Annotated in this window: 17 protein-coding genes; 16 read left to right on the forward strand and 1 reads right to left on the reverse strand. The window is 68.2% G+C overall.

All coding sequences use genetic code 11. The annotated features are described in order from the left end of the window. The first annotated feature begins 8 nt into the window (after positions 1-8). The 14 genes from HWY45_RS20190 (at position 9) to pssA (ending at position 12,029) form a co-directional block, all read left to right on the forward strand. Complete coding sequence (locus HWY45_RS20190; protein WP_059884122.1) at positions 9-590, forward strand: YbjN domain-containing protein; 582 nt, start codon at positions 9-11, stop codon at positions 588-590. After that, complete coding sequence (locus HWY45_RS20195) at positions 587-1,015, forward strand: hypothetical protein (RefSeq protein WP_150998658.1); 429 nt, start codon at positions 587-589, stop codon at positions 1,013-1,015. Before HWY45_RS20190 ends, HWY45_RS20195 begins: the two co-directional genes overlap by 4 nt. Before the next feature lie 90 nt (positions 1,016-1,105). Further along, on the forward strand, positions 1,106-1,996 hold the full coding sequence (locus HWY45_RS20200) for a peptidylprolyl isomerase (protein WP_059884124.1): 891 nt from the start codon (positions 1,106-1,108) through the stop codon (positions 1,994-1,996). An 8-nt stretch (positions 1,997-2,004) separates the two neighbouring features. Continuing rightward, a complete protein-coding gene (locus HWY45_RS20205; RefSeq protein ID WP_059884125.1) occupies positions 2,005-2,841 on the forward strand; it encodes a hypothetical protein in 837 nt (278 codons plus the stop codon). A 42-nt stretch (positions 2,842-2,883) separates the two neighbouring features. After that, positions 2,884-3,252 (forward strand): hypothetical protein, encoded by a 369-nt coding sequence (locus HWY45_RS20210; RefSeq protein WP_414143476.1) that lies wholly within the window; start codon positions 2,884-2,886, stop codon positions 3,250-3,252. 83 nt (positions 3,253-3,335) lie between these two features. Continuing rightward, complete coding sequence (locus tag HWY45_RS20215; RefSeq protein ID WP_081069865.1) at positions 3,336-4,724, forward strand: Do family serine endopeptidase; 1,389 nt, start codon at positions 3,336-3,338, stop codon at positions 4,722-4,724. A 52-nt stretch (positions 4,725-4,776) separates the two neighbouring features. Next, positions 4,777-5,241: a hypothetical protein gene (locus HWY45_RS20220; protein WP_059884182.1), complete on the forward strand. Its 465-nt coding sequence runs from the start codon at positions 4,777-4,779 to the stop codon at positions 5,239-5,241. Positions 5,242-5,425: 184 nt separating this feature from the next. Further along, entirely contained in the window at positions 5,426-5,698 is a 273-nt protein-coding gene (locus tag HWY45_RS20225) for a hypothetical protein (RefSeq protein ID WP_059884127.1), read from the forward strand. A gap of 583 nt (positions 5,699-6,281) precedes the next feature. Further along, a complete protein-coding gene (locus HWY45_RS20230; RefSeq protein WP_230942522.1) occupies positions 6,282-7,307 on the forward strand; it encodes an L-tyrosine/L-tryptophan isonitrile synthase family protein in 1,026 nt (341 codons plus the stop codon). Positions 7,308-7,348: 41 nt separating this feature from the next. Continuing rightward, the gene (locus HWY45_RS20235) at positions 7,349-8,146 is read left to right on the forward strand and encodes a TauD/TfdA dioxygenase family protein (RefSeq protein ID WP_230946852.1); all 798 of its coding nucleotides are present in this window, start codon (positions 7,349-7,351) and stop codon (positions 8,144-8,146) included. Next, entirely contained in the window at positions 8,143-9,594 is a 1,452-nt protein-coding gene (locus HWY45_RS20240) for an FAD-binding protein (RefSeq protein ID WP_059884129.1), read from the forward strand. The genes HWY45_RS20235 and HWY45_RS20240 overlap by 4 nt, the downstream gene beginning before the upstream one ends. Then, positions 9,576-10,055 carry a type 6 secretion system effector deamidase TecA gene (tecA, locus tag HWY45_RS20245; protein WP_059884130.1) on the forward strand — a complete coding sequence of 160 codons (480 nt, stop codon included), beginning with the start codon at positions 9,576-9,578 and terminating at the stop codon, positions 10,053-10,055. Before HWY45_RS20240 ends, tecA begins: the two co-directional genes overlap by 19 nt. A 262-nt stretch (positions 10,056-10,317) precedes the next feature. Then, complete coding sequence (locus tag HWY45_RS20250) at positions 10,318-11,271, forward strand: IclR family transcriptional regulator (protein WP_059562901.1); 954 nt, start codon at positions 10,318-10,320, stop codon at positions 11,269-11,271. A 131-nt stretch (positions 11,272-11,402) separates the two neighbouring features. Continuing rightward, complete coding sequence (gene pssA, locus HWY45_RS20255) at positions 11,403-12,029, forward strand: CDP-diacylglycerol--serine O-phosphatidyltransferase (RefSeq protein WP_059884131.1); 627 nt, start codon at positions 11,403-11,405, stop codon at positions 12,027-12,029. A 46-nt stretch (positions 12,030-12,075) separates the two neighbouring features. Here the strand turns inward: pssA and HWY45_RS20260 are convergent, their stop codons facing one another. After that, complete coding sequence (locus HWY45_RS20260; protein WP_059884132.1) at positions 12,076-13,155, reverse strand: porin; 1,080 nt, start codon at positions 13,153-13,155, stop codon at positions 12,076-12,078. 441 nt (positions 13,156-13,596) lie between these two features. On the opposite strand from HWY45_RS20260, the gene HWY45_RS20265 reads away from it, so the two are divergent. Next, on the forward strand, positions 13,597-13,914 hold the full coding sequence (locus HWY45_RS20265) for a non-heme iron oxygenase ferredoxin subunit (protein ID WP_017329029.1): 318 nt from the start codon (positions 13,597-13,599) through the stop codon (positions 13,912-13,914). A gap of 3 nt (positions 13,915-13,917) precedes the next feature. Further along, positions 13,918-14,229 (forward strand): recombinase-like helix-turn-helix domain-containing protein, encoded by a 312-nt coding sequence (locus tag HWY45_RS20270; RefSeq protein ID WP_059804895.1) that lies wholly within the window; start codon positions 13,918-13,920, stop codon positions 14,227-14,229. Positions 14,230-14,248: the final 19 nt, after the last annotated feature.

Here is a 14,248-nt window from a genome sequence, read left to right on the forward strand (position 1 = left end):
TGAGAGCCATGCTGGACAGCAAGCAGCACGCACCGGGCGAGCACCCGGCGCAGGAGGGGTTGATCGACGCGGTGGGCGTCGAGCAGCTCGCGGACGTGTTCCGTGGCGCGGGCTACCGCGTGAGCGCGACCGAACAGAACGGCGCGGTGCAGTTGATGAGCGCGAGCCAGGGCGTCGGCTTCGCGGTGCGCTTCGGCAATGCGTTGCCGTCCGCCGCGCAGGCGGAGCCCGCGACGCTTCGCTATCTCGACTACACGCTCGGCTGCGTGCTGCAGGTGCAGGGCGACCTGCCCGCGCAGCTCGTGGGCGACTGGAACCGCACGAAGCGGTTCGCGCGGCTCGCGAGCCACGGGCCGTTCCTCGCGCTCGAGATGGACGTGATCGTCGCGGGCGGGGTGTCGGTGCGCTACCTGCGCTCGACGATCGAGCTGTGGGACCGGATGGTGCAGGAGTTCCTGCTGCACCTGCGCAACCGGCCGGCGCTGGCCGAGCAGGACGCCGCCGCGCGCACGGCGTCCGACGGCGACGATGCGCAGGCCGGTGACGGTGCGGGTGACGCCGCCGCCGTTCGCGCGGAAGCCGCCGCGTGATGACTGGCCCGGGCTGGATCGGCGCCGCGTTGCGTTCGCTGCTGACGGGCGGCCGGCCGGCGCAGTCGGGCCCGGTCTCGCTCGCCGATGCGCCCGAAGCGTGGGTCGTCTACGCGCAGCGCGTGTCGCGGCGGCTCGAAGCGGCGCTCGACGGCACGGGGGCCGCTGCCGGCCGCTTGCGCGCGTACCTCGAATGTCAAGCCGGAGCCGCGGAGAACGACGGCGCGATGCCGCCCGAGTGGCTGCTTCGGGCGTGGCTGGATCGGCGCGGCGACGTGGAACGCATCGAGAGCATTCCGGCATTCGTGCCCGACGTCGCCGCGGATCTGCGCTCGGTGCTGGTCGGCCAGCCGATCGGCGCGCCGCCGCCGCGCGGGATGGTGCAGCCGGTGGTCGTACGGGTGCATGTCGGGGCGGGGGCGTAGCGGCCGATGGAAACAGACGGCACGCGCTTATCGCACGATGCGCGCGGCCGGTAACGGCAGTGACACAGGAACACAGGAACGGGACATACCGTGAAGACACTCGCAAGAATGATGGCCGGCCTGCTGATAAGCGTGCCGTTGAGCCTGCCGCTCGTCGCGGCCGCACAGGACGACGTGATCGCAAACGTGCCGCAGGCATCGGTCACGCAGGCCGATATCGCCGCGCTGCTGCAATCGGCGGGCGCGGAAGCGCGCACCCGGCTCGCGGCCGATCCGGCCGCGCTGGACCAGCTCGTGCGCGGGACGCTCGCGCAGAAGGCCCTGCTCGCCGAGGCGAAATCGAAGGGCTGGGACAAGCAGGCCGACGTGCAGGCGGCGATCGAGCAGGCGCGGCGCGACATCATCGCGCGCAGCTATCTCGCGTCGGTGAATGCGCCGCCGGCCGACTATCCGTCCGATGCGGAGATCCAGTCGGCGTACGAACGGAATCGCGCGGCGTTTACCGTGCCGCGCGCGCTGCATGTCGCGCAGATCTACCTGGCCGTCGCGCCGGATGCGGACGCGGCAGCCGTCGAGCGCACGCGCAAGGAGGCCGCCGATCTCGCGTCCCGCGCGCGCACCGGCGACTTCGCGGCGCTCGCGAAAGCGCATTCGCAGGACAAGGCGAGCGCCGTCAACGGCGGCGATCTCGGCTTCGTGCCCGACACGGTGATGCTGCCCGCGGTGCGGCAGGCGGCCGATGCGCTGAAGCCGGGGCAGGTGTCCGCGCCGATCCGCACGTCGGCCGGCTTTCACGTAGTGAAGCTGATCGAGACGCGGGCGGCGGCGCCGAGCCCGCTCGCGGACGTGAAGGAGCGCCTGCGCGCGACGCTGCGTGCGCAGCGCACGCAGCAGAACGCGCAGGCGTATCTGGCAAAGCTCGGCGGCAACGCGCCGATCAACGAGGACGCGCTGAAGAAGGCGCTCGCGTCCGCCCGGTAGGGAGCGCCATGACCGTCATCCGAACCGCATCGACACCGGAGGAGGCCGCGCCGCCCGCGCGCGGGCAGCAGCATCCGCCCGCCGGGCAGCCGCCGGCGCGCGTCGCGGCCACCGTGGCGTGGCCCGGCGGGCCCGGCACGCCGCCGTCGCATTGCCCGCTCTGTTTCGGCACGCTCGAGCCGATGCCCGGCATGCCGGGCCGGGTGCGCCATCGCAGCGCGCGGTGCTCGGCCCAATGCGTGCTGACGACCCGCCAGTACCAGCCCGACGAGCTGGCGATTCGCGGCGGGCGCGACGCGCAGGCGTCGGCGCGCCAGCGCGAGCGGTTCGTCGCGCACTGGGAGCGCCACTATGCGCTGGTGCGGCGCGTGTGGCCCGCGTTCACGATCGCGCGCTTCACGGCCGTGCTGGCCTGCGCGGACGTGCAGGCGCTGTGGTCGTATCCGTCGCTGCGCGACGACGATCTCGCGGCCGTGCTGCTCGTGCTGGCCGGCTTCATGCGGGTGCCGGCCCCGCAGGAGCAGGCGGAGCAGGACGGGCGCGACCCGCCGGCGGCCGGCGCGGCGGTGCGCTGGGTGCGCTTCTGGTTCGACGCGAGCGTGCGGGATGCGGCGGACCTGTGGACCGCCGGCGCCGACGCGCCGCGCCTGTTCCGCGTCGATTACCGGGAGCCGCAGGCGACGCCGTTCCCGACCGGCGCGCAGGTGGTCGCGTGGCAGCAGATCGGCGGCGTGCGCGACGCGTGGGCGCAGCAGCAGGACGCGCGCCGGCCCGCCATCGGGCCGGCCGAGCGCGCGGCGTTCGCGCGTTTCGTCGCCCGCTCGGCGCGGCGCGAGCCAACCTGACGCGGGCGCGCGGCGCGCCGGCGAGCATCGAAGGAGGCAGGCATGACCAGAGGAGTGAGGTGGAGCGTGATGGTCGCGGGCATGTGGCTCGCGGGCGTCGCTCATACGCAGGCGGGCCATCCGCCCGCGGCCGGCAGCCAGCCGGGCGCGGCGGCGAAGCCGGTGTGCGTCGACGCCGAAGTGGACGGGCGGCGTGCGCTGTCGTACGACTGCCTGAGCGCGCAGCTCAAGCCGAAGGGCACGCCGCAGGCCGGCGCATCGCAGGCGTCCACGGAGGGGCTCGCGAAGGCGCCGTCGAACCGGCTCGGCACGTTCAACCTGTCGGCGGAGCGCAACCGTTTCGGCACGAACTGGGGCAAGTCGGCGACGCCGCAGCGCCCGGCGCCGCCGGTGGCCGTGCCGCCGAAATGAGCGGGCGGCGCGATGTGCGTCGCCTGTCGTGCGGCCGTGAACCCAAAGGGAAGGGAATCGTGGAATCGGGTATCTGCAGACAGATGGCCGTGCTGCTCGCGATGCTGGGTGCGATGGTGCTGACCGGCGCGGGCGCGGGCGCGGCGCCGGCCGGCGAGCGGCCGGTTCAGACACCGGCGATCACCGCAGCGTCGCTGCCGAACTTCGCCGCGCTGGTCAAGCGGTATGGCGCGGCAGTCGTCAACATCAGCGTCACGCGCGAGGTGGCGCAGATGGGCATCCAGTTGCCGCCCGGCATCGCGCCGGACAATCCGCTCGCGCCGTTTCTCGCGCGCCGCGTGATCGGCAACCGCGAGGAAGTGAGCCTCGGCTCGGGCTTCATCGTCGGCGCGGACGGCATCATCCTGACGAACCGGCACGTGGTCGCCGACGCGGCCGCGGTCGACGTGAAGCTGACCGACAAGCGCGAGTTCCGGGGCCGCGTGATCGGCAGCGACCCGGTGTCCGACGTCGCGGTGATCCGGATCGACGCGCGCAACCTGCCGACGGTCGTGACCGGCGACCCGGCGCGCACCGAGGTCGGCGACTGGGTGATGGCGATCGGCTCGCCGTACGGGTTCGCGAACACCGTTACGCAGGGCATCGTCAGCGCGAAGTCGCGCGCGCTGCCCGGCGAGCGCGCGATCCCGTTCATCCAGACCGACGTGCCGATCAACCCCGGCAACTCGGGCGGCCCGCTGTTCGACCTGAACGGCCGCGTGATCGCGATCAATTCGATGATCTATTCGAAGACCGGCGGCTACCAGGGGCTCGCGTTCGCGATCCCGATCGACATCGCGCTCGACGTGAAGGACCAGTTGCTGCAGACCGGCAAGGTCACGCGCGGGCGGCTGGGCGTCGCGCTGCAGGAAGTGAGCCAGGCGCTCGCGCGCTCGTTCGGCCTGCGCCATTCCGACGGCGCGCTGATCACGATGGTCGAACCCGGCGGCCCCGGCGCGCAGGCCGGCCTGCAGGCCGGTGACGTGGTGCTCGCGATCGACGGCAAGACGGTCGCGGATTCCGCGGACCTGCTCGGCACCGTCGCGGGCATGCGGCCGGGGCGCGTGGCCGATCTGCTGGTGTGGCGCGCGGGGCGCGCGAGCCATCTGCAGGCGACGGTGGGGGCGTTCGACAGCGGCGACGCGCCGGGCAGCGAGGCGCAGGGGCTCGCGCGCTTCGGGCTCGCGCTGCGTCCGGCGAACGAGCAGGAGCGGCGGCAGCTCGGCGTGAGCCAGGGGCTCGTGATCGAGCAGGCGAGCGGCGCGGCCGCGCGGGCGGGGCTCAGGGCGGGCGACGTGGTGCTGTCGGTGAACGGCGCGCCGGTGGCGAACGCCGGCGCGCTGGTCGGCGAGATCGAACGCGCGCGCGGCACGGCCGCGCTGCTCGTGCAGCGCGGCGGCACGCGCCTGTATGTGGCCGTGGAACCGGGGTGAGCGCGGCAGCGCATCGCGCATCGCGGAAACGGACGGAGAGGCGAACATCCTCATGAAACGAAACCCGCGCATACGCGCTTTGGGCTGGGGTGCGACGCTCGTCGTCGCGTGGACGCTCGCGGCGGGCGCGCCCGCGCGCGCGCAGACCGCCGACGTGCCGCAGCCGTGGATTGCCTACGCGCAGCGCGTCGGGCGGCAGTTCCAGGGCTGGCTCGAAGCCGACGGCGACGCCGCCGACCGGTTGCACCGGTCGCTCGAGGCACGCGTGCTGAACGCGCGCGCCGATGCGCCGCCGCCCGCGATCGTCGTGCGCGCGTGGATCGGCGCGAACGGAACCGTCACGCGCGTCGAATTCGACCCGCTCGGCGATGCGGACGCGGATGCCGCGCTGCGGCAGCTGTTGATGGCCGGCCCGCTGGCGGAGCCGCCGCCGCCCGGCATGCGCCAGCCGCTGCGCGTGCGTTTGCGTCTCACGCCGAATCCGGATGCGACGGCTGCTGTGTCGGGCGCGCCGTGAGCGACCGGTGCGCACCGGTCGGGGGCGCGGCGCGGGCGCGACGAATGCGGCCGCCCGTCGCCGCATCCAGAACCGCTGCAGCCGCACGCGGCGCGCGCGGCGACATTCGAAGCGGGGATCCGGTGCGGCGAGTGACCGACATCGGCAAGCGGCGCGCGCGGCGCGGGCCGTCCGGAGCGGCGCGATGATGATCGTGCTGATCCTGGTCGTGCCGGCGATCGCCGCGTTGTTCGGCTTCGCCGCGCATGTGGACGCGCTGACCGGCCGGATCGGCCCGCAGCCTGCGCGGGCGCAGCTCGAACGCTTGCGCCGGGAAGTTGCTCCGGCGCGGGCGGCGCTGCGGCGCGCGTGGCAGGCGGCTTGCCGGGCGATGCGAGGCGTCGCTCGAAGCGCATGCGCGGATCACAGAAACAGTGCGCCGCGAAAGACCAACCGTATCGGCGCCGAAGTTCGATGAAGTCATCGACGGGTTCGGCGGCCGGATTCGCGGCGAGTATGGGGTCGAGATTCTCGCCGCGATCGAAGCGAGCCGGCCGTCAATCAGTGGCGCATTTACGGCGCGTTCCTGCGGGCCAACCCGATCTTTCTGAAACGCGCGCCGTTCTGTTCAGGCCGCGATATGTTTTTGCATGAACACACTCAGCGGGTCGTTCGCATAATCGCCAAACGGGCTCCTGCGCTGATGGCCGGCCTGGAATGCAATACATGCTCTCGCCTGAACGACGAGCGCGACGGAGCCTGCGCAGATCGTGAGCGTTTCGATCGGCCCGGGGATCCGTGCGCATGTGTCAGCAGCTCTAAATAAACATATGCACGCCATTATTCATTATTGCGTTTCAGTGGAGTCCTTTATTTCCGTTTATCTTCTCAACTATATTTTTCGAATTTTTAATCTCGACGCAAATAATATTTAATGTTAAAAGTATCGGCAGAATTTCCCGGTCTCTCGGCGAATGAAACATAGTTCGCAGAGCGAATAGGTGGAATGTCTATTTGCATCCCTTTAATCACGTCAACACGCCCTAATGTCGAGATCATCGATGCACACAGCCTTTTCCTGTACGCCCCCCGAGAAGCGCGATCTGCCTGATCAATCCATCCACGCGCAAGCGATGGAGATTCTGGGGCTCGTGATGAAGCATCGCCGCGTCGCGGCCCAGAGTCCTTGCGAGAGCCCGCTGTGCGCGACCTGTCTTGGTCCGCATCTCGGCCGGGTCATCAAGGCGATCGAGCGCGACGAGCCTGTCGTGTTCGTCCTGCCCGCTTTTCCCGCCAAATCGCCCAACCCGGACAAGGTGCTCGGCCCGACGCCGGACATGGCCGAGCGGCAGTCGCTCGCGTTTCTCAACGAACTCTGCAACCGCATCGGCGCCGTGTACGCGCCAGGGGCGCGGATCATTCTGTGCTCGGACGGCCGCGTGTTCAGCGATGCGGTCGGGATGGACGAAAGCGACGTCACCGCCTATCAACAGGGGATCTCTGCGTTGATCGAGGAGCTCGGCGCGAGCGCGCTCAGCACCTTCAACCTGGACGATGTCTTTCCCGGCAGCGGTTTCGACGAAATGCGCGCGCGCCTCATGACGCGCCATGGCCAGCCGCTCGACGAACTGCGGGCCGCCGTCCGGGCCGGCGGCGAGGCCCGGCGCATGTACTGCGGAATCACGCGCTTTCTCGTCGAGGATGCCACCCGGCCCGACATGGACATCAGCAAGACGGCGCTGCAGAAGGAATGCCGCGAGCGCGCATACCAGGTCGTGCAGCGCAGCAAGGCATGGGACGGGCTGCTCGCGACGATCTTTCCCGATGCGGTCCGCCTGTCGATCCACCCGCAGAGCTGCGGCAGCAGGAAGATCGGCATCCACATGATGGCGACAGCGGACGGATGGCTCACGCCCTGGCACGGCGTCGCGGCCCTGGTGAACGGCAGCTTCAGGTTGCTCAAGCGGCGCGAGGCCGAAGCGGCGGGCGCGGCGCTCGTCTTTCAAAACGGACGTCCGAGCCATTACGTTCTCGATGGCTCGGCGTTGCCCAATCGCAGACTCGGCGCGGCCGGGATGGAGGAATGAAGGTGAACTACGAGACCACACAGGTGACACCGTTCGGCGTGATGGTGCGGCCGGCGTCCGGCCGCGCGGACGTGCGCGAACTGCCGACCGAACGCATGCGCGAACTGGTGCGGCAACACCACTTGCTGGTGCTTCGCGGTTTCGAGACGTTCGATGGCGCCGAGGCTTTCGAGGCATATTGCGGCGGCTGGGGCGAGATCAGCGTATGGCCGTTCGGCAAGACCCTCGAGCTGATCGAACACGAAAAGCCCGACGACCACATCTTCGACAACAACTACGTGCCCCTTCACTGGGACGGCATGTACCGGCAGCAGGTGCCGGAGTTTCAGCTATTCCACTGTGTCAGTGCGCCCGAGGCCGAGCAGGGCGGGCGCACCACGTTCTCGAACACGAAGGCCTTGCTGGAGCGGGCCGCGCCCCAGGCCCGCGCGCTCTGGAGCAAGGTAACCGGCGTCTACCATCGCAAGATGGCGTTCTACGACAGCAAGACGATTGCGCCGATCGTCACGACGCACCCGGTGAGCGGCTTTCCGGTCGTCCGCTACAACGAGCCGTCCGTCGAAGGCGACGAGAGCTTCGTCAATCGGCCGGCCCTGGCGTTCACGGGTATTGCCGAAGCCGACATCGGCGACTTTCATCGCAGCCTGCGCGCCGCGCTGTACGCGCCCGAGAACTTCTATGCGCATGCATGGCAGACCGGCGACGTGGTGATTTCGGATAACTACACGCTGCTCCATGGTCGCGAAGGGTTCACGAGCGGCGCGCCGCGACATCTTCGCCGCGTGCATGTGCTCGGCAACCCGCCGCTCGACAATCCTCACCTGGTGGCATACGCATGAGCGCGCGGGAGGTGGACGTCGTCATCGTCGGCGCGGGCCCCGTGGGGCTGCTCTGCGCGTACCTGGGGCAGTTGTGCAATCTGCGCACGCTGGTCGTCGACAAATCGGCGGCGCCGCTGCAGGTGGGGCGGGCCGATGCGCTCAATGCGCGCACCTTGCAGCTGCTCGAGATCGTCGATCTGTTCGACGATCTCTATCCGCAGGGGAAGCCTTGCAACACCAGCTCGGTGTGGGCCGGGGGCAAGTTCGTTTCGCGTCAGTCGACGTGGTGGGAAGCGCTGGAAGGCTGCTTTCACAAGCATTTCCTGATGCTGGGGCAGTCGTTCGTCGAGCAGTTGCTGGACGAGAAGCTCGAGGCGCTGGATGCCGCGGTACGGCGCAACACGTCCGTCACCGATATCCAGGTTACCGGCGATGGATGCACGACGACGCTGTCGACCGGCGAGACCGTCACGTCCAGGTTCGTGATCGGCGCGGACGGCTCACGTTCGTTCGTGCGCGACCTGTTCAACGTTCCGTTCGAGGTGACGCGGCCGCAATTGATCTGGGCGGTGCTGGATGGCGTGATCGAGACCGACTTCGAGAAGGTGCCGGAAATCATCGTCTTTCAGGCGGAGACGTCCGACGTGGCGTGGATTCCACGCGAGGGGAATCTCGACCGCTTTTACGTTCGCATGGATACGAAGGATTTCACGGTCGAACAGGCGGTCGCGAAGATCAATCGCGCGATGCAGCCGCACGCGCTGCGCTTCAAGGAGCTCGTCTGGTTCTCGCAGTTCTCGGTGAAGGAATCGGTGGCCGAGCATTATGCGATTGCCGACAAGGTCTTTCTGGCTGGCGATGCGTGCCACATTCACTCGGTGAATGGCGGTCAGGGCTTGAACACCGGCCTGGCGGATGCCTTCAACCTCATGTGGAAGATGAGCATGGTGCTGGGCATGGGCGCACCGACGGCGCTGCTGCGCACCTACGAGCAGGAGCGCAAGCCGGTGGCCATGGGCGTGGTCGAGACGTCCAGCGCGCTCGTGCGCTCCACCAAGTACTCCGAGGCGGGAACGCACGCGGATGACTACGTCAGGATCGTCGAGAAAAGAGCTGGCTACATCACGGGAATGGGCATTCGCTACGGCGAGCACGCGCTGCACGGCACGCGCTTGCCCGACTTCATGGTTCGCAACGAGGGGGCGCAGGCGGATACGCGCATCTATTCGCTGCTGGACTACCGGTTTTTTACGCTTCTTGTCTTCGGCGACTGCAAGTTGCCCCTGGATCTGCCGGCATTCGTCAAAGTGATCCGGATTCGAGAAGAGAAGAGCCCGTATGCGGATCGAATGATCCTCGTTCGCCCCGATTCGTACATCGCCGCGTCTTCTGCTCTTGACGATGTCTCTCCGATCACTTCCTATTTCGAATCGCAAGGGATCCGACCATGGAACTCACTCAATTAGGCTCGCATGTCGCCCAACTGGGTTTTGCCGAAAGGCAGAAGCACGCGCAGGCATTGCTGTATGGCATGGCCAACATCGCCGAATACGTTCCCAGGGGCGTCTGCTACGATGCCGCCGCCTTCGTGAGATACCTGTTGCAAGGTCACGGTTTGATCACGCCGGGCATGCTGCTCGACACGACGGGCCAGCACTGGCGGCCGCGGTTCAACTTCGAGGCCGGCAGTCAATGGGACGGGCGGGGCAGCATTGCGGCGGGAACCGCGGTCGGCTTCTCGCGGGGCGGCAATGTCTTTCATGCCGCGATCGCCGTCGGCGGCACCCGGATCCGGGCCGTAAACGGCGGGCGTCTGGGGAGCGGATGGTTGTTGCCGGTAGACCTCGCGCGCGTGCTTGCTCCCGGCGACGACGGCACCTTCTTGTACGACAGGACGAACATTCGGGTACACCTGTCGCGCCTGTAAATGACGGGGTGAACCGGCGTCGAACCGGCGACGGGCCGAGCCGCGCCCACCCGTCGTCCGGCGATATCCGTATGGCGTCGCGCCGTCTATCGCTGATATCCTCTCGATCGTGTCTGACTATTCAATGGATCGTGGATGCGCATGCCGCGCCCCGGCGGTGCCCGTGGGTGCAAACTGGCGGCGCGCGCTGAGGTAGCATGACCGAATCTCCACGCTGATCCATGACCTGTTTCGTGATCGATTTCCTTCCGTCCATGTCCACATGGCCAAGACTACGATGAGTGGCGCGACCAAACCTCCTGCCGCGAAGGCGCGGCCGTCACGCCGGGCCGCGGCCGAGGGCGACGCGCCGGAACCCGTCGCGGCCGGCGACGACGAAGCGGCCGGCGGCGCGTCGTCCTACCTCGTGCCGGGCCTCGAGCGCGGCCTGCGGATTCTCGCCGAGTTCTCCGCGCGCGAGCCGGTGCTCGGCGCGCCCGAGCTGTCGAAGCGCATCGGCATTCCGCGCACGACCACGTTCCGCCTGCTGCAGACGCTCGAAGCGCTCGGTTTCCTCGAACGCGTGAACGGCGACCGGCACTTCCGGCTCGGCGTCGGCGTGCTGCGGCTCGGCTTCGAATACCTGAACTCGCTCGAACTGACCGATCTCGGCACGCCGGTGCTCGAACGGCTGCGCGACACGACCGGCCTGTCGACGCACCTGCTGATCCGCGACCAGCGCGACGTCGTGTTCGTCGCGAAGGCGCAGAGCAACGCGTCGATGTTCGGCTCGGTGAAGGTGCACGTCGGCACGCGGCTGCCCGCGCACGCGACCGTGCACGGCCACGTGCTGATGGGCGACCTGACGCGCGACGCGCTGCGCCAGCTCTACCCGGAAAAGCGCCTCGAGCAGTTCACCGAGCGCACGCCGGGCACGGTCGACGAGCTGTACGAACGCGTGCGCCACTATGCGCGGCTCGGCTATGCGGTGAGCGAGGCCGCGTTCGAAGCCGGCATCTCGGCCGTGACCGCGCCGGTGCGCGACCATTCGGGCTCGATCGTCGCGGCGATCACCGCGACGGTGCCGCGCTCGGAGATCGGCGAGGCAGGCGAGAAGGAGCGCCTCGTCGAGGCCGTCTGCGGCGCGGCAGTCGACCTGTCGCAACGGCTCAACTATCGTCCGCTCGAAAGCGATCCGACGTTCGCGCACGCGCGCCACAAGGTCGCGATGTTCTGACGCGCGGCCGGCGTGGCGCTCCGTGGAAATGTCCTGATACGCGGGCGACTCGGCGAAGCGGCGCGACGCCGCCTCGTCGGGGAGCGACATCGGCAGCACCTTGTGCCGGCCCCCATTCTCCCGACAGATAGATGAACAAGACCAAACCCGTCCGACGTTTCTCGATGATCCGGGAATTCCACCTGGCCGACTGGTTCACGCTCGGCAACGCCGTCTGCGGCACCAGCGCCATTTTCTCGATCATCTCGTACATCGCCACCGAAGACGTGCGGCACGTGTACTACGCGGCCGGGCTGATCGTCGCCGCGCTGATCTTCGACATCCTCGACGGCAGGATCGCGCGCTGGCGGCAGAAGTCGTCGGTGCTCGGCCGCGAGCTCGACTCGCTCGCCGACGTCATTTCGTTCGGCGTCGCGCCGGCCGTCATCGGCTACGGGTGCGGGATGCGGGGCATGGTCGACCGCGTCCTGCTGGTCTACTTCGTCGCATGCGGCGTGTCGCGGCTCGCGCGCTACAACGTGACGGCGGAGGCGCTGTCGCAGGAGGCCGGCAAGGTGACGTACTTCGAGGGCACGCCGATTCCGACTTCGATCGTCATCGTGCTGATGCTGGCCGTCGCCACCTATTGCGGCGGGATCGGCCCGACCATGTGGCTCGGCGAGATCGCGACGCGCGTCGGCGTGTTTCATCCGCTGGCGCTGGTGTTCGGCCTGTCGGGTTCGCTGATGATCAGCCGGATTCGCATTCCGAAACTCTGAGCGCCGGTCGCACGGGCGCGCGCCCGTGCGACGCACCGCCACCGCGTCAGAACGAGTGGTGGATCCCCGCCAGCACGACGACCTGGTTCGCCGTGCTCGACACGCCGGCCGTGAAGAACGCCGCCTTCGCGCCGCCCGTGCCGTGTTCGACCAGCACGTTCGCATAGAGCTGCGTGCGCTTCGACAGCGCATAGATGTCGCCGAGCTCGAGCTGCGTCCAGCGCCGGCCCGCCAGCGTCGAGGTGGCCGCGCCGCCCGCGATCGTGTTGAACGCGCTGGTGCGGTAGTTCACGCCGGCGTCGTAGCTCTGGAACGTATCCGAGAAGCCGTTCGACTGCAGCTTCACGCGCGTGTAGAGCCCGTGCACGAGGAAGTCGCCGAACTGGTACGACGCGCCCGCGCCGATGTTCTCGACCTTGCTCGCGAGATAGCCGTTCGCGGTGTTCTGCCCCTGGAAGCGCGCGATCCCCGTCTGGCCGATCAGCACCGCGCGGTCGTGCTCGCTCGAATAGACGGCCGACGCCTTGAACGGCCCGTTCGCATAGTTCAGCGCGACGCCCACCGATTTGCCGGTCGAGAAGTTCGTCGTGTTGCCGAGCGCCAGCACGGCGGCGGCGCTGAAGCCCGCGAAACTCGGTGAGCGGTACTTGATCGCGTTGTTGTACGGCACGTTGCCGGTCGCGGCGAGCCCGTCGATGTTGCCCGGGTGGAACGCGAACCAGCTCGCCGCGAGGTAGGCGGTGCTGAGCGGGTCGAGATAGTCGAAGGTCAGCGGCGTCTGGCGGCCGAGCGTCAGCGTGCCGTAGCGCGCGGAATCGATGCCGACCCACGCGGCGCGGTTCCAGATCGTGTTCGCGGTCGCGAACTGGCCATTGTTCGTATAGAAGCCGTTCTCGAGCTGGAAGATCGCCGACAGGCCGCCGCCCAGGTCTTCCTTGCCCTTCAGGCCCCAGCGGTCGGGCTGGGTATTGCCCTGGATCATCGCCCACTTCGCGTGGCCGCCGACGTTGTTCACGTAGGCGACGCCCGCATCCGTACTCCCGTACAGCGTCACGCTGCTCTGCGCCCACGCGCCCGACACGGCGCCGATTCCGACCACCGCGGCTGCTACCGCATGCTTGACCATTGGATCTCCTTCCTGAGTCTCACTCGAATGAAAAACGGGCCGTGGCGGCGCGCGAACGGGACGACCTGCCGGCTCCGCGCATTCCACTGCTGGCTGGGCATTTGTATGTTCCATACAAGGAACAATGTGCCTCTGGTGGAATGAAGTATAGGACCGGGCCAAGCATGAAAAAAAATAAATTTTTCGGGTCGGAGCGGCATGCCTGCCGGGCCGCAGGCATCGCGCGGGATCCATCGAAAACGGAATAACTCCCCGGTATATAAGAAGAAATCCGCATCGGCGAGATTGGGTCGGACGATTTCGGACCCGGCGGTCGGTGTTTTCCCTAGGACATGCAGCTTTTTATTCTTCTCCCGGAAAGTCGCTCCTATAATCACCATCCATAAACTGCTGTTCCGGGTATGGAACAAACCAAGCGTCGATCAGAAGGAAGGGTGTGAGATGTCTGAACAATGGATTTGCGCCGGACACGCCGGCGCGCTGTCGGAGGACACGCCGATCGAGTTCAAGCGGACCGACGGCGTCGAAATCGGGATCTACCGCGTCGGCGACGAGGTGTATGCGCTCGAGAACGTGTGCCCCCATGCATACGCGCTGCTGACGCAGGGCTTCGTCGACGACGGCACGGTCGAATGCCCGCTGCACGAAGCCGTGTTCGATATCCGGACGGGCCAGTGCCTGAAGGGGCCGGGCGGCCGCGCGCTGAAGCAGTACGCGGTGCGCCTCGCCGGCGAGGAAATCCAGATCAAGGTGGAGTGACTGATGAAAGAAGCGACCGTGAACTTCAATCCCTTCCTGAAGCCGTGGGTGGCGCCGCAGCCGAACAACGTCGCGGGCAAGGGGCAGATCGAGATCCCGGGCCAGGTCGAGAACCGCGTGTGGCAGAACCGCAAGGCCGAGCCGACGCAGTACGAGAACGATCTCGGCGACGCGCTCGAACGCGTGTTCGAGGCCGGCGCGACCGAGCTGGACGACGTCGTCGCGGGCCTGAACCGCATCGGCTTCCGCACGCCGGACGGCGCGCCGTGGACGGCCGAGCGCTTCCGCGCCGAGCTGGCCGCGCTGGCGGAATGAGCGCGCCGCGCGCGTGACC

Origin of the sequence: Burkholderia stagnalis (genome assembly GCF_902830275.1) — a bacterium.
In the GTDB taxonomy this organism is placed as follows: domain Bacteria; phylum Pseudomonadota; class Gammaproteobacteria; order Burkholderiales; family Burkholderiaceae; genus Burkholderia; species Burkholderia stagnalis.

Bases quoted from the DNA above. Each gene is read 5' to 3' on its own strand.
- HWY45_RS20190 (WP_059884122.1), top strand. From the start codon at position 9: ATGCTGGACAGCAAGCAGCACGCACCGGGCGAGCACCCGGCGCAGGAG.
- HWY45_RS20210 (WP_414143476.1), top strand. From the start codon at position 2,884: ATGACCAGAGGAGTGAGGTGGAGCGTGATGGTCGCGGGCATGTGGCTC.
- HWY45_RS20205 (WP_059884125.1), top strand. From the start codon at position 2,005: ATGACCGTCATCCGAACCGCATCGACACCGGAGGAGGCCGCGCCGCCC.
- HWY45_RS20230 (WP_230942522.1), top strand. From the start codon at position 6,282: ATGCACACAGCCTTTTCCTGTACGCCCCCCGAGAAGCGCGATCTGCCT.
- HWY45_RS20215 (WP_081069865.1), top strand. From the start codon at position 3,336: ATGGCCGTGCTGCTCGCGATGCTGGGTGCGATGGTGCTGACCGGCGCG.
- HWY45_RS20235 (WP_230946852.1), top strand. From the start codon at position 7,349: ATGGTGCGGCCGGCGTCCGGCCGCGCGGACGTGCGCGAACTGCCGACC.
- tecA (WP_059884130.1), top strand. From the start codon at position 9,576: ATGGAACTCACTCAATTAGGCTCGCATGTCGCCCAACTGGGTTTTGCC.
- HWY45_RS20270 (WP_059804895.1), top strand. From the start codon at position 13,918: ATGAAAGAAGCGACCGTGAACTTCAATCCCTTCCTGAAGCCGTGGGTG.
- HWY45_RS20265 (WP_017329029.1), top strand. From the start codon at position 13,597: ATGTCTGAACAATGGATTTGCGCCGGACACGCCGGCGCGCTGTCGGAG.
- HWY45_RS20250 (WP_059562901.1), top strand. From the start codon at position 10,318: ATGGCCAAGACTACGATGAGTGGCGCGACCAAACCTCCTGCCGCGAAG.
- HWY45_RS20220 (WP_059884182.1), top strand. From the start codon at position 4,777: ATGAAACGAAACCCGCGCATACGCGCTTTGGGCTGGGGTGCGACGCTC.
- HWY45_RS20240 (WP_059884129.1), top strand. From the start codon at position 8,143: ATGAGCGCGCGGGAGGTGGACGTCGTCATCGTCGGCGCGGGCCCCGTG.
- pssA (WP_059884131.1), top strand. From the start codon at position 11,403: ATGAACAAGACCAAACCCGTCCGACGTTTCTCGATGATCCGGGAATTC.
- HWY45_RS20225 (WP_059884127.1), top strand. From the start codon at position 5,426: ATGATGATCGTGCTGATCCTGGTCGTGCCGGCGATCGCCGCGTTGTTC.
- HWY45_RS20260 (WP_059884132.1), bottom strand. From the start codon at position 13,155: ATGGTCAAGCATGCGGTAGCAGCCGCGGTGGTCGGAATCGGCGCCGTG.